The 17,541-nt window shown below is 63.5% G+C and carries 15 protein-coding genes and 1 pseudogene; 12 read left to right on the top strand and 4 right to left on the bottom strand.

From position 1 onward, the window contains the following. The first annotated feature begins 1 nt into the window (after position 1). The gene (dut, locus tag JYK05_RS02635; protein WP_206467688.1) at positions 2-448 is read left to right on the top strand and encodes a dUTP diphosphatase; all 447 of its coding nucleotides are present in this window, start codon (positions 2-4) and stop codon (positions 446-448) included. Positions 449-519: 71 nt separating this feature from the next. On the opposite strand, the gene clpA is transcribed toward dut, so the two are convergent. Together clpA and clpS are read right to left on the bottom strand one after the other, a co-directional pair. After that, entirely contained in the window at positions 520-2,823 is a 2,304-nt protein-coding gene (clpA, locus tag JYK05_RS02630; protein ID WP_206467687.1) for an ATP-dependent Clp protease ATP-binding subunit ClpA, read from the bottom strand. Next, entirely contained in the window at positions 2,820-3,134 is a 315-nt protein-coding gene (gene clpS / locus JYK05_RS02625) for an ATP-dependent Clp protease adapter ClpS (RefSeq protein ID WP_008351199.1), read from the bottom strand. Before clpS ends, clpA begins: the two co-directional genes overlap by 4 nt. 515 nt (positions 3,135-3,649) lie before the next feature. Between clpS and JYK05_RS02620 the strand changes: the two genes are divergently transcribed. Then, positions 3,650-3,856 carry a cold-shock protein gene (locus JYK05_RS02620; protein WP_175939638.1) on the top strand — a complete coding sequence of 69 codons (207 nt, stop codon included), beginning with the start codon at positions 3,650-3,652 and terminating at the stop codon, positions 3,854-3,856. A 91-nt stretch (positions 3,857-3,947) separates the two neighbouring features. Here the strand turns inward: JYK05_RS02620 and icd are convergent, their stop codons facing one another. Then, positions 3,948-5,204: an NADP-dependent isocitrate dehydrogenase gene (gene icd, locus JYK05_RS02615; protein WP_175939637.1), complete on the bottom strand. Its 1,257-nt coding sequence runs from the start codon at positions 5,202-5,204 to the stop codon at positions 3,948-3,950. A gap of 218 nt (positions 5,205-5,422) precedes the next feature. Between icd and JYK05_RS02610 the strand changes: the two genes are divergently transcribed. The 10 genes from JYK05_RS02610 (at position 5,423) to JYK05_RS02565 (ending at position 16,519) form a co-directional block, all read left to right on the top strand. Beyond that, positions 5,423-5,989, top strand: a complete 567-nt coding sequence (locus JYK05_RS02610; RefSeq protein WP_175939636.1) for a pseudouridine synthase — start codon at positions 5,423-5,425, stop codon at positions 5,987-5,989. A 347-nt stretch (positions 5,990-6,336) separates the two neighbouring features. Further along, entirely contained in the window at positions 6,337-6,549 is a 213-nt protein-coding gene (locus JYK05_RS02605; RefSeq protein ID WP_175939635.1) for a hypothetical protein, read from the top strand. A 333-nt stretch (positions 6,550-6,882) separates the two neighbouring features. Beyond that, the gene (locus JYK05_RS02600) at positions 6,883-7,353 is read left to right on the top strand and encodes a DUF192 domain-containing protein (RefSeq protein ID WP_371826411.1); all 471 of its coding nucleotides are present in this window, start codon (positions 6,883-6,885) and stop codon (positions 7,351-7,353) included. Between the two features lie 276 nt (positions 7,354-7,629). Next, complete coding sequence (gene fusA, locus JYK05_RS02595; protein WP_206467686.1) at positions 7,630-9,735, top strand: elongation factor G; 2,106 nt, start codon at positions 7,630-7,632, stop codon at positions 9,733-9,735. A 102-nt stretch (positions 9,736-9,837) separates the two neighbouring features. Further along, positions 9,838-10,317, top strand: a complete 480-nt coding sequence (locus tag JYK05_RS02590) for a cupin domain-containing protein (RefSeq protein WP_206467685.1) — start codon at positions 9,838-9,840, stop codon at positions 10,315-10,317. A gap of 114 nt (positions 10,318-10,431) precedes the next feature. Next, positions 10,432-12,093 carry an ABC transporter substrate-binding protein gene (locus JYK05_RS02585; protein WP_206467684.1) on the top strand — a complete coding sequence of 554 codons (1,662 nt, stop codon included), beginning with the start codon at positions 10,432-10,434 and terminating at the stop codon, positions 12,091-12,093. Then, on the top strand, positions 12,090-13,109 hold the full coding sequence (locus JYK05_RS02580; RefSeq protein ID WP_371826396.1) for an ABC transporter permease: 1,020 nt from the start codon (positions 12,090-12,092) through the stop codon (positions 13,107-13,109). Before JYK05_RS02585 ends, JYK05_RS02580 begins: the two co-directional genes overlap by 4 nt. Then, positions 13,106-13,957 carry an ABC transporter permease gene (locus JYK05_RS02575; protein ID WP_206467683.1) on the top strand — a complete coding sequence of 284 codons (852 nt, stop codon included), beginning with the start codon at positions 13,106-13,108 and terminating at the stop codon, positions 13,955-13,957. The genes JYK05_RS02580 and JYK05_RS02575 overlap by 4 nt, the downstream gene beginning before the upstream one ends. Then, positions 13,954-16,035: an ABC transporter ATP-binding protein gene (locus tag JYK05_RS02570; RefSeq protein ID WP_206467682.1), complete on the top strand. Its 2,082-nt coding sequence runs from the start codon at positions 13,954-13,956 to the stop codon at positions 16,033-16,035. Before JYK05_RS02575 ends, JYK05_RS02570 begins: the two co-directional genes overlap by 4 nt. Positions 16,036-16,111: 76 nt before the next feature. Continuing rightward, on the top strand, positions 16,112-16,519 hold the full coding sequence (locus JYK05_RS02565; RefSeq protein ID WP_206467681.1) for a Rap1a/Tai family immunity protein: 408 nt from the start codon (positions 16,112-16,114) through the stop codon (positions 16,517-16,519). A 130-nt stretch (positions 16,520-16,649) separates the two neighbouring features. On the opposite strand, the pseudogene JYK05_RS02560 reads toward JYK05_RS02565, so the two are convergent. Beyond that, positions 16,650-17,495 (bottom strand): annotated as a pseudogene (locus JYK05_RS02560) (aldo/keto reductase). Positions 17,496-17,541 lie beyond the last annotated feature (46 nt).

The raw sequence follows: 17,541 nt of genomic DNA, 5'->3' as shown, positions 1-17,541 counted from the left end.
CATGAAACTCGACGTCAAGATTCTCGACGCGCGCATGCGCGATTTCCTGCCCGCTTATGCTACGCCCGGCAGCGCCGGCCTCGACCTGCGCGCGTGTCTGGATGCGCCGCTCGTCATCGAGCCGCATCAGACGGTGCTCGTGCCCACCGGCCTCGCCATCCACCTCGCCGATCCCGGCTATGCGGCGCTCATTCTGCCGCGCTCGGGTCTCGGTCATAAGCACGGCATCGTGCTGGGCAATCTGGTCGGCCTGATCGATTCCGATTATCAAGGGCAACTGATGGTTTCGACGTGGAATCGCGGCGACACCGCGTTCAGGCTGAATCCGATGGAACGGCTCGCGCAACTGGTCATCGTGCCGGTGGTGCAGGCGCAGTTCAATATCGTCGATGACTTCGAGGCGAGCGAACGCGGCGCGGGCGGATTCGGCAGCACGGGCAAGCACTGAGCTTTCCGAAGCCCAAAAAAACGGCGCGTTCTCGAAAGAACGCGCCGTTTTTCTTTGAGGCTAACTCACGATCAGTCGACTTCGATCGCTTCCGGATTCGGATTACGCGGCGGCGCCGAGTTCTCGTCGAACGTCAGCTGCACCTTGTCTTCCGCATCGACGTCCACGGTCACGCGGCCGCCGTTGAGCAGCTTGCCGAAGAGCAACTCGTCGGCGAGCGCGCGGCGAATCGTGTCCTGAATGAGACGCTGCATCGGACGCGCGCCCATCAGCGGATCGAAACCGTGCTTCGCCAGGTGCTTGCGCAGCGCATCCGTGAACACCGCATCGACCTTCTTCTCGTGCAGCTGATCTTCCAGTTGCATGAGGAACTTGTCGACCACGCGCAGGATGATTTCCTCGTCCAGCGAGCGGAAGCTGATGATCGCATCCAGACGGTTGCGGAACTCCGGCGTGAACATGCGCTTGATGTCGGCCATTTCATCGCCCGACTCGCGGCGCGACGTGAAACCGATCACCGCCTTGCCCATCGCCTCGGCGCCCGCGTTCGTCGTCATGATGATGATGACGTTACGGAAATCCGCCTTGCGCCCGTTGTTATCCGTCAACGTGCCGTGGTCCATCACCTGCAAGAGCACGTTGTAGATGTCCGGGTGCGCCTTCTCGATTTCGTCCAGCAGCAGCACGCAATGCGGCTTCTTCGTGACGGCCTCGGTCAGCAGGCCGCCCTGATCGAAACCGACGTAGCCCGGCGGCGCGCCGATCAGCCGGCTCACCGCATGGCGCTCCATGTATTCGGACATGTCGAAGCGCAGCAGTTCGATGCCGAGCGTGAACGCGAGCTGCTTCGCCACTTCCGTCTTGCCGACGCCCGTGGGGCCGGAGAAGAGGAACGCGCCGATCGGCTTGTCCGTCTTGCCGAGACCCGCGCGCGCCATCTTGATCGACGCCGACAGCGCGTCGATGGCCGGATCCTGACCGAACACGACGGCCTTCAGATCGCGGTCCAGCGTCTGCAGCTTGCTGCGATCGTCCTGCGACACGCTTTGCGCCGGCACGCGCGCGATCTTCGAGATGATCTCTTCGATCTCGCTCTTGCCGATGGTCTTCTTCTGCTTCGACTTCGGCAGAATGCGTTGCGCCGCGCCCGCTTCGTCGATCACGTCGATCGCCTTGTCCGGCAGATGACGGTCCGTGATGAAGCGCGCCGACAACTCAGCCGCCGCCAAAAGCGCACCCGACGAGTACTTCACGCCGTGGTGTTCCTCGAAGCGCGACTTGAGACCGCGCAGAATCGCGACCGTCTGCTCGACGGAAGGCTCGGTGACATCCACCTTCTGGAAGCGCCGCGACAGCGCCGCGTCCTTCTCGAAGATGCCGCGATACTCCGTGAACGTGGTCGCGCCGATGCACTTCAGCTGCCCCGACGACAACGCCGGCTTCAGCAGGTTCGAAGCGTCGAGCGTGCCGCCCGATGCCGCGCCCGCGCCGATCAGCGTGTGGATCTCGTCGATGAACAGAATGGCGTGCGGACGCTCCTTCAGTTCCTTCAGCACCGTCTTGAGACGCTGCTCGAAATCGCCGCGATACTTCGTGCCCGCGAGCAACGCGCCCATGTCGAGCGAGTAGACCTGCGCATCCGCGAGGATGTCCGGCACTTCGCCGCGCGTGATGCGCCAGGCGAGACCTTCGGCGATGGCCGTCTTGCCGACGCCCGCTTCGCCCACGAGCAGCGGATTGTTCTTGCGGCGGCGGCAGAGCACCTGCACCACGCGCTCGACTTCCAGCTCGCGGCCGATCAAAGGATCGATCTTGCCGTCCTTCGCCTGCTGGTTCAGGTTCTGCGTGAATTGCGCGAGCGGCGTTTCCTTCTGCGCGGCGGCGTCTTCCGATTCCGGATTCGCTTCGCTGTTCGCCTTCGCGGCGTCGCCGCTGTTCGTCTTCGCGATGCCGTGCGAAATGAAATTCACGACATCCAGACGCGTCACGCCCTGCTGCTGCAGGTAGTAGACCGCGTGCGAGTCCTTCTCGCCGAAGATCGCGACGAGCACGTTCGCGCCGGTCACTTCCTTCTTGCCGTTCGAAGTCGATTGCACATGCATGATCGCGCGCTGAATCACGCGCTGGAAACCAAGCGTCGGCTGGGTATCGACGTCGTCCGTGCCGGGCACGGTCGGCGTGTTGTCATGAATGAAATTGCGCAGGTTCTGACGCAAATCCTCGATATTTGCTGCGCAGGCGCGCAGCACTTCAGCCGCGGTCGGATTGTCCAACAAGGCCAGTAAAAGATGCTCGACCGTTATGAACTCGTGCCGCGCCTGACGTGCTTCCATAAACGCCATGTGCAGACTGACTTCCAGTTCCTGGGCAATCATGCTTCCTCCATCACGCACTGCAGCGGATGCCCCGCTTGCCGTGCATGGCTAACGACTTGCTCAACTTTGGTCGACGCAATATCCCGCGTGTAGACCCCACAAACTCCCCTGCCCTCGCGATGAACCTTCAGCATGATCTGCGTCGCAGTCTCACGATCTTTATTGAAGTATTCCTGCACGATCATCACGACGAATTCCATCGGCGTGAAGTCGTCATTCAGCAGCACCACCTTGTACATCGCCGGCTTTTTGAGCTTCTGCTCCTGCCGCTCGAGTACCGTGCCATCCTGCTTGTTGGGATTTATCGCCATACACCCATTCTAAACAACACGGACGCCTTCGCAATTGCCGCTCCAGCACTGGCCGCACGGCCCTATGGTATGGCTGGAAAACACGCGTCGCGCAGCGACCGTCCATCGAATCCTGCCGGCGCCCAACCTTCGGCGCGGCCCGCTTGCACCTCGTCGAATCCAGTATCGCACAGCTTCAAAAAAAACAAACCGCACGACGGTGGCGCGCTGCCGGGCGTATCACACAAGTGAGACGATTATGCGACTTTTCAAGATGCCTTGCTTGGACGGCGGCGCACACGGGAAAGCAGGAATTACCCTACGAATGTGGACTTTGCAACGAGCTTAACGGCCATCCCAAAAATTCCTTGACACTCGATTTAAGAGATTTAACAATCAAACTGGCACTTTTTTCCGGGGACATCGGGCAAAAAAGGCCGAGGGGAGCAGTGAGGAGGAGGCGGTTCGCTGTGGGGTGGGCCGTCGAGCTTTTCGAGCGTGCTCTGGTTGCGACGAGAGTTAGAGGGGAAGTACGAATGTCTACTGGTACGGTCAAGTGGTTCAACGACGCGAAAGGCTACGGATTCATCACGCCCGACGAAGGCGGCGAGGATCTGTTCGCACATTTCTCGGCGATTCAGATGAACGGTTTCAAGACGCTCAAGGAAGGCCAAAAGGTCACTTTCGAGATCGTCCAGGGGCCGAAGGGCAAGCAGGCATCGAACATCCAGGACGCAGCCTGACCGTTCGGGTGCCATGAGCCCGTAAAACCCGGCTTCGCGCCGGGTTTTTTTATGCTTGCTCGACCGTCGAATGTGCGCGGCCAGGACGGCGTCACATGTTCTCGATCATGACCTCGCCGAATCCCGAGCACGACACCTGCGTCGCGCCTTCCATCAGCCGCGCGAAGTCGTACGTGACGCGCTTCGAAAGAATCGACTGCTCCATCGACGCGATGATGCGATCCGCCGCCTCGGTCCAGCCGAGATGGCGCAGCATCATTTCGGCGGACAGAATTTCCGAGCCCGGATTCACGTAATCCTTACCGGCGTACTTGGGCGCGGTGCCGTGCGTGGCCTCGAACATTGCAACGGAGTCCGACATGTTCGCGCCCGGCGCAATGCCGATGCCGCCGACCTGCGCCGCGAGCGCATCCGAGATGTAATCGCCGTTCAGGTTGAGCGTGGCGATCACGTCGTATTCGGCCGGACGCAGCAGGATCTGCTGAAGGAACGCATCGGCGATCACGTCTTTCACGACGACATCCGCGCCCGTCTTCGGGTTCTTCACCTTCATCCACGGGCCGCCGTCGATCAGTTCGGCGTTGAACTCCTTTTGCGCGAGGGCGTAGCCGTAGTCGCGGAACGCGCCTTCGGTGAACTTCATGATGTTGCCCTTGTGCACGAGCGTGACCGAGCGCCGGTTGTTGTCGATCGCGTATTGAATCGCCTTGCGCACGAGCCGCTCCGTGCCCTCGCGCGACACCGGCTTGATGCCGAGCCCGGACGACTCCGGGAAGCGGATCTTCTTCACGCCCATTTCATCGCGCAGGAACGCAATCACCTTCTTCGCTTCCGCCGATTCGGCCGGCCATTCGATGCCCGCGTAAATATCTTCCGAGTTCTCGCGGAAGATCACCATGTCCACCTTGTCCGGCTCGCGCAGCGGCGACGGCACGCCCTTGAAGTAGCGCACCGGGCGCAGGCAGACATATAGGTCGAGTTGCTGCCGAAGCGCAACATTCAGCGAACGGATGCCGCCGCCGACGGGCGTCGTGAGCGGTCCTTTGATCGAAACGACGTATTCCTTCACGACGTCGAGGGTTTCGTCCGGCAGCCAGACGTCCGGACCATAGACGCGCGTGGCCTTTTCGCCCGCGAAGATCTCCATCCAGTGAATCTTGCGCTTACCGCCGTACGCCTTCTCGACTGCCGCATCCACCACCTTGAGCATGACCGGCGTGATATCGACGCCCGTGCCGTCGCCCTCGATGTACGGAATGATCGGCTGATCCGGAACGTTGAGCGAGAAATCCGCGTTGACGGTGATTTTTTCACCGCCCGCCGGAACCTGGATGTGCTGATACGACATGGTCGACTCCAATGAAGGCCGGACTTGATGATTGGTTGCGCGGACGCTCGCTGCGCCAGCGCTTTCATTTTATCCACGGCGGGCGGACGGAAGGCCCTCGCCGGCGCGGCAATGAGAGAAACGGATCGCGATCCATTATGCATTAAGATGCCGCATTCACGCCCCGGCGCCTTGCCGCGCGGCGTGCCTCGCCTGCCACCCGTTCCGCATGTCTGCCGATGCCGCTCATCGCTCTGAATAAACCGTTCGGCACGATCTGCCAGTTCTCCGCGCACGAAACGCGCGCGTCGCTCGGCGACTTCGTGTCGGTGCCGGGCGTCTATCCGGCGGGCCGGCTCGATGCGGACAGCGAGGGCCTTCTCCTGCTCACCGACGACGGCGCGTTGCAGGCGCGCATCGCGGAACCGCGCCACAAGCTCGTCAAGCGATATTGGGCGCAGGTCGAAGGCGCGCCCACTGGCGATACGCTCGCGCGTCTCGCGAAAGGCGTCGATCTCGGCGATTACGTGACGCGGCCCTGCAAGGCCGCTTTCGTCGCGGAGCACGACGCCGAGCGGCTGTGGCCGCGCAATCCGCCGATCCGCTATCGCGCCGCCATCCCGACGACGTGGATCGAGCTCGCCATCACCGAAGGGAAGAACCGCCAGGTCCGGCGCATGACGGCGGCAGTCGGCTTTCCGACGCTGCGGCTCGTGCGCGTGTCGATCGGCGCGCTCGACGTCTTCTCGCTGCGGCTCGCGCCCGGCGAAAGCGTGGAAGTGCCGGCGCAATCGCCATGGCGTTGAATCGCATTCAAGTATCGTCGACGGCGCTTTGCTGTAAACGCACGATTAGCCGCGTACCTACCCGCGAAGATTTTTTGCATCTCGGCAGCGAATCCCTGCGAAATCGCGTCAACCGACTCTTTCGGCGACGCGTTAAGGGCCACAGATGCCGCACAAAGCTATCCGGCATGAACGAAACACCCTTTCGATTAACCTGTGTGCTCCAGGCTTTTTGAAAGGAACAAGCGTTCACAGCCGTATCGAGTTTTTGCCGATACGACTGTCAACCGAAAGGTGGATGGCTCGTTTACCGACATGACTCATTGACCGGGTCGTTTGGTTAATTAACTCAAGCTGAGGATTCACAAATGAACAAACTGATCGCTGCTCTCGTCGCTGGCCTGTTCGCAACGGCTGCATTCGCACAAGCTTCGGCTCCGGAAGCCGCTGCTCCGGCTGCTGCGTCGGCTGCTTCGGCACCGGCTCACAAGGCTGCCAAGAAGCACTCGCACAAGAAGTCGCACAAGAAGTCGCACAAGGCTGCCGCTTCGGCACCGGAAGCTGCTTCCGCAGCTCAGTAAGTTCGTTGTAAGACGCGGTATAGCGAAGCTAAAAACGAGCATTACCGCCGTCTTCACGGCGTTAAAGGGCAGATCGCCGAATGGCAATCTGCCCTTTTGTTTTGCATGCGGCCTTTGCGTCGTTTCGTATTTGCGCCACGAGCTACATTCGCCGCCTTCGCTCGCGCTTTTTACATTCGCGTCGTGCTTCAAGTAACATGCGCGGGGCTGCTGTTTCTTTCTTAGCGCGGACGACCGATTTCTAAGGAGCATCGTGTGAATTCGCTGTTGCTTTCTCTGCGCGCGTTGCGCGCGCCATTCCCTTTTGCTGAATCGATTCGCCGCGCGACTGCCATTCGACGACTGCGCGCGCTCGTCATCGCCATTTTGCTGCCGTTCGCCGCGCTTTCGCTCGCGCAGGCCCAGACGATGCCGCCCGGCGCGAAGCAGCCGTCGGAGTTTCCGCGCGCGAAGCTCACGGCCGGCATGTTCGTGATCGACGCCGCCGTGGCCGCCAACGACGCGGACCGCGAGCAAGGTCTCATGTATCGCACGCAACTCGCCGCGAACGAAGGCATGCTTTTCGTGTTCGACGAGAACGCCGTGCATTGCTTCTGGATGAAGAACACGCTGATCCCGCTGTCGATCGCGTTCATTCGCGCGGACGGCACGATCACCGACATCGACGAAATGGATGCCGAAACCACGAATAACCATTGCCCGCGCAACAACGGCGTGTACGCGCTGGAAATGAGCAAGGGCTGGTTCACGGCCAAGGGCATCAAGCCGGGCATGAGAATCAAGGGACTGCCGGGCGCGCACTGAGCGCAAGTCTGGATGAACGATAGAAACGGCGTGTCGCCTGACGCGCCGTTTTTTTTCGCCCGTGCGGGGCGGCGGCGGGACAATCCGGAAGCGTTTGTCGCAACGTTCGGCAGGGCTGGCAAGATTCCTGCAAGAAGCTGGTCTACGCGCTATCCTAAAAAGATTGCATGGGACCGCAGCAAGGGCTGAAGCCCGATACGGTCGACAGCTTTGCATGGGACCGCAGTAAAGGGCTGAAGCCCTAACTGCGGTCGCAATTACCCACAGGAGGTTCACGTGCCCCGCAAGACTCCCATCGAGCGCTATCGCAATATCGGTATTAGCGCCCACATCGATGCCGGCAAAACGACCACTACCGAACGCATCCTTTTCTACACCGGCGTGACGCACAAGATCGGCGAAGTGCACGACGGCGCGGCGACGATGGACTGGATGGAGCAGGAGCAGGAACGCGGCATCACGATCACGTCCGCCGCGACGACCGCCTTCTGGAAAGGCATGGCCGGCAATTATCCGGAACATCGCATCAACATCATCGATACGCCGGGACACGTCGACTTCACCATCGAAGTCGAGCGTTCCATGCGCGTGCTCGACGGCGCGTGCATGGTCTACGACTCGGTCGGCGGCGTGCAGCCGCAGTCCGAAACCGTGTGGCGTCAGGCGAACAAGTACAAGGTGCCGCGCATCGCGTTCGTCAACAAGATGGACCGCGTCGGCGCGGATTTTTTCCGCGTGCAGCGGCAAATCGGCGAGCGTCTGAAAGGCGTCGCGGTGCCGATCCAGATTCCGATCGGCGCGGAAGAGCATTTCCAGGGCGTGGTGGATCTCGTGAAGATGAAGGCCATCGTCTGGGACGACGAGAGCCAGGGCATCAAGTTCACGTACGAAGAGATTCCCGACAATCTCAGGGACGTCGCGCATGAATGGCGCGAGAAGATGGTCGAGGCCGCGGCCGAATCGAGTGAAGAACTGCTCGAAAAGTATCTCGAAGACCACGAAAGCCTGACCGAAGAAGAGATCAAGACGGCATTGCGCCAGCGCACCATCGCGAACGAAATCGTGCCGATGCTTTGCGGCAGCGCGTTCAAGAACAAGGGCGTGCAGGCGATGCTCGACGCGGTGATCGACTATCTGCCCTCGCCGGTGGATGTCCCCGCGATTCTCGGCCACACCGAAGACGACCAGGAAGCGGAGCGCCATCCGAGCGACGACGAGCCGTTCTCCGCGCTCGCGTTCAAGATCATGACCGACCCGTTCGTCGGCCAGCTGATCTTCTTCCGCGTGTATTCGGGCGTCGTGAATTCGGGCGATACGGTCTACAACCCGGTGAAGGAAAAGAAAGAGCGGCTTGGGCGCATCCTTCAGATGCACGCGAACGAACGCAAGGAAATCAAGGAAGTGCGCGCGGGCGATATCGCGGCGGCGGTCGGCCTGAAGGAAGCCACGACCGGCGACACGCTGTGCGATCCGGGCAACATCATCATTCTCGAACGGATGATCTTCCCGGAGCCGGTGATCTCGCAGGCCGTCGAGCCGAAGACGAAAGCCGACCAGGAGAAGATGGGCATCGCGCTTAATAGACTTGCGCAGGAAGACCCGTCGTTCCGCGTCACGACCGACGAGGAATCCGGCCAGACCATCATCTCCGGCATGGGCGAGCTGCACCTCGAAATTCTCGTCGACCGCATGAAGCGCGAGTTCGGCGTGGAGGCGACGGTCGGCAAGCCGCAGGTCGCGTATCGCGAGACCGTGCGCAACAAGGTGACGGATGTCGAAGGCAAGTTCGTCAAGCAGTCGGGCGGGCGCGGCCAGTACGGACACGCCGTCATCACGCTGGAACCGGACCCGGGCAAGGGATACGAGTTCGTCGACGCCATCAAGGGCGGCGTGATTCCGCGCGAGTACATTCCGGCGGTGGACAAGGGCATTCAGGAGTCGCTCAAGTCGGGCGTGCTGGCGGGCTATCCGGTCGTCGACACGAAAGTGACGCTGACCTTCGGCTCCTATCACGATGTCGATTCGAACGAAAACGCGTTCCGCATGGCCGGCTCGATGGCCTTCAAGGAAGCGATGCGCCGCGCGAAGCCCGTGCTGCTCGAACCGACGATGGCCGTCGAAGTGGAAACGCCCGAGGAATTCATGGGCAACGTGATGGGCGACTTGTCGAGCCGGCGCGGCATCGTGCAGGGCATGGAAGACATCGCGGGCGGCGGCGGCAAGATCGTGCGCGCCGAGGTGCCACTTGCCGAAATGTTCGGCTACTCGACGTCGCTGCGCTCGCTGACGCAAGGCCGCGCGACCTACACGATGGAGTTCAAGCACTACGCCGAGACGCCGAACAACGTGTCGGAAGCGATCATCAACTCGAAGGGGAAATGATCGCCGCCCGCTTTGGGCGCTTCGCCGTGTAATATCGGAAGTCCGTTGCTCGCGCGGTGTCGGCGGCAACGGACTTTGTCTATCCGAGAGACCAGAGGCACCATGAGCGACGCACATCATATCGATTGGCGCGAGAACGGCGTCAAGGTCATCAAGGGCGATCAGCTCGACACCAACACGCCGCAGACGCCGGGCATGAACCGCGCGGCCGCCATCGACGCCGCGCGCGTCGGGGCGCAGAAGATCTGGGCGGGCACGGTCACCATTCATCCGAATGCGAAGACCGGCGCGCACCATCATGGCGCCCTCGAAAGCGTGATCTACATCGTGCGCGGCCAGGCGCGCATGCGCTGGGGCGAGCACCTCGAATTCACGGCGGAAGCCGGTCCGGGCGATTTCATCTTCGTGCCGCCGTACGTGCCGCATCAGGAAATCAACGCGAGCACAGACGAGCCGCTCGAATGCGTGCTCGTGCGCAGCGACAACGAAGCGGTCGTCGTGAATCTGAATATCGACGCGGTCGAAACGCCGGAAGAAGTCTTCTGGGTCGATCCCATTCACAAGCATCCGCACGAACATTGACGCGCCGCCGAACGGAGCGGCGCGTTCCTTGCTTCCACGCCGAGACGCGCTGACTTCGCGTCACTTCGGCGAAGCGCGGCGAACAACGACAACACGCACAGGAAACGATCACCGATGAAGAAAGCATCGACGGACGCGCATCACCTGGAGCTTGCGCGCGGCAACGCGGGCGAGCTGGGCAATCACGCGATCGACGAGTTCATGGCCGGCCGCCTCACGCGGCGCGAACTGCTGCGGCACGCGAGCGTGCTCGGCTTCGCGCTGTCGGCGGGCGGGCTCTTCGGCATGCCGGCGGCGCGCGCGCAGAGCGCGGGCAAGCCCGGCGGCACGATCCGCGTCGCGCACATGACGCCTGCGGGCGCGGTCGATCCGCTCACCGTCACCGATGCGGCCGGTCTCGTGCTCATCAATCAGACGGGCGAATTCCTGATCGACGACGACAGCGAGACGCTCACGCTGCGCCCTGCCCTCGCGCTCTCGTGGTCGTCGAACGCAACGGGCGATGTCTGGACCTTCAAACTGCGCCCGAACGTCAAGTTCCACGACGGCCAGCCGATGACCGCGAAAGACGTCGCGGCGACTTTCAACCGCCTGGCCGATCCGGGCGCGGGCTCGGCGGCACTCTCGGTGCTGAAGGGCGTGCTGTCGAAGGATTCGGCGAAAGCGGTAGACGATCACACTGTCGAGTTTCATCTCGACGCGCCGAACGGCAATTTTCCGTACTACGTTTCCTCCGACAACTACAACGCGGTGATCCTGCCCGCGAACTTCAGCGGCCCGTACGAGAAGTCGTTCATGGGAACGGGCGCGCTGAAGCTGGAAAAGTACACGCCGAAGGTCGGCGCGTCGTTCGTGCGCAATCCGGACTACTGGGGCGACAAGTCGCTGCCCGACCGCGTGCAGTTTTCGTTCTACGCCGACCAGCAGGCGCAACTCCTCGCGATGCAAGGCCGCCAGGCCGACGTGATGGGCGACTTCACCGTGCAGGGCGGCGTCTCGATGCTGTCGAACCCGCAGTTCAAGGTGCTGGGCGCGAAGTCGAGTTCGCATCGGCAGATTCACATGCGCTGCGACATGGGCGCGTTCAAGGACAAGCGCGTGCGTCAGGCGCTCGCGCTCGCGATCAATCGCGAAGTCATCGTGAAGGGCCTGTTTCGCGGGCGCGCGGTCGTCGGCAACGACAGCCCGTTCGCGCCGGTCTTCCCGTCGAGCGATCTCACCGTGCCGCAGCGGCATCTCGACATTGCGAAAGCGAAGCAGCTGATGAGCGAAGCGGGCGTGGCCAACGGCTTCGACGTGACGCTCACGACCGAGAAGTACATGGAGATTCCCGATCTCGCCGTGGTCGTGCAGAACGCGGCAAAGGCAATCGGCATTCGCATCGCGCTGAAGGTGGAGAGCCAGGACCTGTATTACGGCTCGGGCACGTTCGGCAAGTCGGACTGGCTGGATTCGCCGCTCGGCATCACGGATTACGGACATCGCGGCGTGCCGAACGTGTTTCTGAACGCGCCGCTCACGAGCAGCGGCACGTGGAACGCCGCGCATTTCAAGAACGCGGAATACGACAAGCTCGTCGCGCAGTTCGTCGCGGCGCTCGACGTGGCCTCGCAGAAGAAGCTCTCCGGCCAGGTTCAGCGCCTTCTGCTCGACGAAACGCCCGTCGTGATTCCGTACTTCTACGACCAGTTGATCGTCACGCGCGCGAACGTGTCGGGCGTGCGCTTCAACGCCATTTCGCAGATGTGGTTCGACCGCGCGACGGTGGCCGCTTGAGCACGATCACGTCACCGGCGGGAATCGGCGGCAAGCGCAACGGCACGGCGAAGGCGCGGCGCGTGCTGCGCTTCGTCGGCGTGCGGGTGCTGCTCGCGCTCGTCACGCTGTGGCTTCTGTCGATGATCGTCTTCGCGGGCGGCCAACTCTTGCCCGGCGACGTGGGCCGCGCGATTCTCGGCCCGCTCGCCGATGCGCGCGCCGTCGCGGCGCTCAATCATCAACTGGGCGTGGACCGGCCGCTTCTCACGCAATACACCGGCTGGATCACGCACTTTCTGCGCGGCGACATGGGCGAGTCGTATGCGTTTCGCGCGCCGGTCGCGCCGTTCATCGGCGGCGCGCTGTGGAATTCGGCGAAGCTCGGCGCGCTCGCGTTCGTGGTCGTGGTGCCGCTCGGCATCGCGGGCGGCGTGTACGCGGCGCTGCACGCGGGGCGCTGGATCGACCGGTTCATCAGCATCGGCGGACTCACGGCGACGGTCGTGCCCGAGTTCGTGTCGTCCATCGTGCTGATTCTCATCTTCGGCGTGTGGCTGCAATGGCTGCCGATCGAAGCGAGCGCGCCCGCCAATGCGAGCGCGTTCGTGCAACTGAAGCATCTGATTCTGCCGGTGCTGCCGCTCGTCTTCGTCTTCTTCGGCTATATCGCGCGGATGGCGCGCGCAGGCACGGTCGAGGCGCTCGACGCCGACTACACCCGCACCGCGATACTCAAAGGCTTGCCGCGCCGCGTCGTGATTCTGCGGCATGTGCTGCGCAATGCGCTTCTGCCGACGGTCACGGTCGCCGCGACGCAACTCGGCTATATGATCGGCGGGCTCGTCGTCGTGGAGACGCTCTTTCACTATCAGGGCATCGGCTCGTTGATCTACAACGCCGCGAAGGCGAAGGACTTTCCGATGCTCGAAGCCGGCGTGCTCACCATCGGCGTGATCTACACGGCGGCGAATCTCATCGCGGATGCGCTCTACGTCGTGCTGAATCCGCGTCTTCGCACCGGAGGCGCGCGATGAGCACGGTCGCCGCCGTCAAACCGAAGCGGTTCGACGCCCTCGGTGCGCTCGCGCGCTCCGCCACGTTCGATGTCGGCGTGCTCATCCTGCTGTTCTGGGTTGCGTGCGCGCTGTTCGGGCACTGGCTCACGCCGCAAGACCCGTACGCCTCCGATCCGTTGAACTCGCTCACCCCGCCTTCCGCCGACCACTGGTTCGGCACGGATCAACTCGGCCGCGACGTGTTCGCCCGCGTGATCGTCGGCTCGCGCGACATTCTCACGATTGCGCCTTTGGCGACGCTGCTCGGCACGGCGGCGGGCACGGCGCTCGGGCTCGTCGTCGGCTATTTCGGCGGCTGGGTGGATGCCGTGGTCGGCCGCGCGATCGACGCGCTGCTCGCGTTGCCGCTCGTGATCGTGGCGCTGCTCGCGCTGGCCGCCGTCGGCGCGAGCAACACGACGGTGATTCTTGTCATCGGCCTCACCTTCGCACCGATCACCGCGCGCACGGTCCGCGCGGCCGTGCTCGGCGAGCGGCATCTCGACTATGTGCTCGCGGCGCAACTGCGCGGCGAAAATGCGTTCTACATCATGTTCGCGGAGATTCTGCCGAACGTGCTGCCGCCTATCATCGTGGAAGCGACGGTGCGCCTCGGCTACGCGATCTTCGCGGTCGCGACGCTGTCGTTTCTCGGCTTCGGCATTCAGCCGCCATCCGCCGACTGGGGCCTGGCGCTCTCAGAAAGTTACACGCTGATGGCGGGCGGCGCGTGGTGGACGGTCGTGTTCGACGCGGCGGCGATCGCGTCGCTCGTCGTCGCCGTGAACCTCGTCGCGGATGCCGTGCAAGGAGTGCTTGACCGATGAACGGACCGCCGCCATCGGCCTTCCCCGCGTTCGGCGCGGCCAAGGGCAGCGAGACGGACGCGCTGACGGTCGTCGGCCTGACGGTCGCGTATCGCACGCGCTGGCACGACCGCGATGTCCTGCAAGACGTGACGCTGCGCGTGCGGCGCGGCGAAGCATACGGGCTCGTCGGTGAATCCGGCTGCGGCAAATCGACGGCCGCGCTCGCGATCCTGCGCTATCTGCCGCGCAACGGCCGCGTGAAGGCGGGCCGCATCACGGTCGGCGGACACGATGTGGCGTCGCTGCCCGCCGAAGCGCTTCGCGTGCTGCGCGCCAACGCCGTGTCGATGGTCTATCAGGACCCGGGCCGCGCGCTCAATCCATCGCTGACGATTGCGCGTCAGGTGTCCGAAGCATTCGAAGCGGCGGGCGCCTCCGCCGACGACGCGCTCGCCCGCGCCGCCGACATGCTGCGCCGCGTGCGCATCGCGTCGCCGGAGCGGGTGATGGAGAGTTATCCGCATCAATTGTCGGGCGGCATGCAGCAGCGCGTCGTGATCGCGATGGCGCTCGCGTGCAATCCCGAACTGCTGATTCTCGACGAACCGACGACCGGACTGGATGCCACCGTCGAAGCCGAAGTGCTCGATCTGATCGCGCAGTTGCGCGCGGAACTCGGCACGGCGGTGCTGTTCATCAGCCACAACCTCGCGGTGATCGGGCGCATGTGCGACCGCGTCGGCGTGCTGTACGCGGGCCGATTGGTGGAAGAAGGCGCGACCGCCGACGTCTTCGCGAAGCCGCGCCATCCGTACACGGTCGGCCTCTTGCGCTGCCTGCCGACGAGCACGCGCACGAAGGAAACAGGCCGCCTCGACACGATTCCCGGCTCGCTGCCGCTGCCGGGATCGGTCGCGCAAGGCTGCATCTTCGCGCCGCGCTGCAAGATGGCGGACGAACGCTGCGTGAAGGAAGCGCCGCCGCCGTATCGCGTGGCATCGCTTCACGGCGATCAGATGTCGCGCTGTCATTACCACGAGCGCGCGCACCTGTTGCCTCGCTCGACCGACGAAACGCCGCCGCCCGCGCCGCCGCCCGAGGACGCGCCGCTCGCGCTGTCGGCCCGTCACGTGTCGAAGACCTTCCGTGTCGGCGATGAAGACGTGCGCGCCGTGCACGATGTGTCGCTCGATCTCGCGCAGGGCGAAACGCTCGGGCTCGTCGGCGAATCCGGCAGCGGCAAGACGACGCTCGCGAAACTGCTACTCGGCCTCGTCTCGCCGGATGAAGGCGCGACGCTCGAACTCGACGGCCAGCGCCTCGCCGAGCGCGTCACGCGGCGCAGCGGCGAGCAGGTCAAGTCGCTGCAAATCGTCTTCCAGAATCCGGATTCGGCGCTGAACCGCGCGCATTCGGTGCGCAGGCTCATTGCGCGGTCGCTCGCGAAGCTCGGCGCGTTGCACGGCGAAGCGAAGGAACGGCGGCTGCATACGCTGACCGAAGCGGTGCGGCTGCCCGAGCGTTATCTCGGCTCGCGCACGCGGCAACTGTCGGGCGGACTCAAGCAGCGCGTCGCGATTGCGCGGGCTTTCGCGGGCGATCCGCGCGTGGTGGTCTGCGACGAGCCCACTTCCGCGCTCGATGTCTCCGTGCAGGCCGCGATACTTAATCTGCTCGCCGACTTGCAGCGCGAGCGGCGCGTGAGCTATGTGTTCATCTCGCACGATCTGCATGTGGTGCGCTATCTGTCGGACCGCATCGCCGTGCTGTATCTCGGGCGCATCATGGAAATCGGCCGCGCCGCCGATGTGTTCGACGGGCCGCAGCATCCGTACACGGAAGCGTTGCTGTCGTCGGCGCCATCGCTCGACGACGCGCACGCGGCGCATCAGCGCATCCGGTTGTCGGGCGAGTTGCCGAGCGCGGCGAATCCGCCGTCGGGCTGTGTGTTTCACACGCGCTGTCCGCGCAAGATCGGCGAGATTTGCGAGCGCGAGACGCCGCCCAACCGCGATGCGGGCAACGGTCACGTCATCCATTGCCATATTCCGGTCGCTGAACTGCGAGCGCTGCGATCGCGCGAAAACGTGACCTGAAGCAAACGGTCGCCGGAACCAAAGCGCGCCGCTTCGCCTCTCAACGGTTCACTGTTCATACAAGAGGATACTCACGATGAAACGCGCTCTCTCGCTCGCCGCTTCCCTCGCGCTTTGCGCAGCCACGGCCGCTCACGCGCAATCCGCGCCGACGCCCGGCGCATCCGATCCGAGCTTTTCCGCGTGGTCGCTCGCGCAGCAGTGCGGCCAAAAAGGCGACAACGCCGCGCAGGGACAATGCGTCGGCGCGGTGCGGGGCATCGTGCGCGGGTATCAGTACGGCGTGCTGTTCCTGTCGCAACGCGCGTCGATGCCGGCGAACGAAACGCGGCGCGTGTCGCTGTGTTTGACGGATACGACGGTGTCGTCGATCGTCGATGATTTTCTCGCGGACGCGAAGCAGGTCAGTGAGGCGGATCTAAGGCGCACGCCGGCCGAAGTGGCGGTGCTGGGGTCGGTGCATGCGCATCATGCGTGCTCGTGAGTAGGAGCGGTTAGCGGGCGCTCTTGAAAAGCCCGCTGAACCCAACAAGGTGGTCACGTCGCATTGCTGCCTGCGAGCAATAATCTGGATGACAGACTGTTCTGCTCGCTGCCGTTCTTCAGCAACGCCACTAAAGCATTTCCAATCCCCTCTTTCTCGTGGGCGGCGCGAACTCCCCATCGATCTCCGCCAGTTCCTCCGCCGACAACCGCAACTCCGCCGCCGCGCGATTCTCCCGCACATGCGCGAGATCCGCGGCCTTCGGAATCGCGAAGACGTCGGGCTGTTGCAGCACCCACGCAAGCGCCACCTGAAACGCCGACACGCCGCGCGCCGCCGCGATCTTCGCGAGCACGCCGCCGCGCGGCAGCCGCGCATGATCGACGGGGCTGTACGCCATCGCGGGCAGCCGGCGTTGACGCAGCCACGGCAGCAAGTCGAACTCCGGCCCACGTCGCGCGACGTTGTAGAGGATCTGATTCGTCGCGCAGGCATCGCCGCCATCGAGCGAGAAAAGCTCCTCCATGTCGTCGGTGTCGAAATTGCTCACGCCCCAATGCCGAATCTTGCCGTCGCGACGGAGCTTCTCGAAGCCCGCGACCACGCCCTACAAGTCTTCGCCGCCGCGCCAGTGCAGCAAGTACAGATCGATGCGATCGGTCTTCAGCCGCTTCAGACTCCGCTCACACGCCGCCTGCACGCCGCGCTCGCTGCCGTTGTGCGGATACACCTTGCTCACGATAAACACGTCGTCGCGCACGTCCGACAGCGCCTCGGCGATGAGCTTCTCGCTTTCGCCGTCGCCGTACATTTCGGCGGTGTCGATGAGCGTCATCCCCAGTTCGACGCCTTCACGCAGCGCCGCGATTTCCGCCTTGCGCGCGTTCGGACGCTCGCCCATTTCCCATGTGCCCTGACCGAGTTTCGGGATCGCTTCGCCGTCGGGCAGCGTCACGACGGGTAAGGTATTCGCCATGAAATGCCTCCTTGTTCGCCCGCCGATTACGGCGCAAGGAGCACGC

Origin of the sequence: Caballeronia sp. M1242 (assembly GCF_017220215.1) — a bacterium.
GTDB lineage: Bacteria > Pseudomonadota > Gammaproteobacteria > Burkholderiales > Burkholderiaceae > Caballeronia.
The sequence above is the reverse complement of the archived record's forward strand: the minus strand, read 5'-3'. Positions and strand labels throughout refer to the sequence as shown.

Excerpts from the sequence above, each read along its gene's own strand:
- dut (WP_206467688.1), top strand. The coding sequence starts at position 2 with ATGAAACTCGACGTCAAGATTCTCGACGCGCGCATGCGCGATTTCCTG.
- clpA (WP_206467687.1), bottom strand. The coding sequence starts at position 2,823 with ATGATTGCCCAGGAACTGGAAGTCAGTCTGCACATGGCGTTTATGGAA.
- clpS (WP_008351199.1), bottom strand. The coding sequence starts at position 3,134 with ATGGCGATAAATCCCAACAAGCAGGATGGCACGGTACTCGAGCGGCAG.
- JYK05_RS02620 (WP_175939638.1), top strand. The coding sequence starts at position 3,650 with ATGTCTACTGGTACGGTCAAGTGGTTCAACGACGCGAAAGGCTACGGA.
- icd (WP_175939637.1), bottom strand. The coding sequence starts at position 5,204 with ATGTCGTATCAGCACATCCAGGTTCCGGCGGGCGGTGAAAAAATCACC.
- JYK05_RS02610 (WP_175939636.1), top strand. The coding sequence starts at position 5,423 with ATGCCGCTCATCGCTCTGAATAAACCGTTCGGCACGATCTGCCAGTTC.
- JYK05_RS02605 (WP_175939635.1), top strand. The coding sequence starts at position 6,337 with ATGAACAAACTGATCGCTGCTCTCGTCGCTGGCCTGTTCGCAACGGCT.
- JYK05_RS02590 (WP_206467685.1), top strand. The coding sequence starts at position 9,838 with ATGAGCGACGCACATCATATCGATTGGCGCGAGAACGGCGTCAAGGTC.
- JYK05_RS02585 (WP_206467684.1), top strand. The coding sequence starts at position 10,432 with ATGAAGAAAGCATCGACGGACGCGCATCACCTGGAGCTTGCGCGCGGC.
- JYK05_RS02575 (WP_206467683.1), top strand. The coding sequence starts at position 13,106 with ATGAGCACGGTCGCCGCCGTCAAACCGAAGCGGTTCGACGCCCTCGGT.
- JYK05_RS02570 (WP_206467682.1), top strand. The coding sequence starts at position 13,954 with ATGAACGGACCGCCGCCATCGGCCTTCCCCGCGTTCGGCGCGGCCAAG.
- JYK05_RS02565 (WP_206467681.1), top strand. The coding sequence starts at position 16,112 with ATGAAACGCGCTCTCTCGCTCGCCGCTTCCCTCGCGCTTTGCGCAGCC.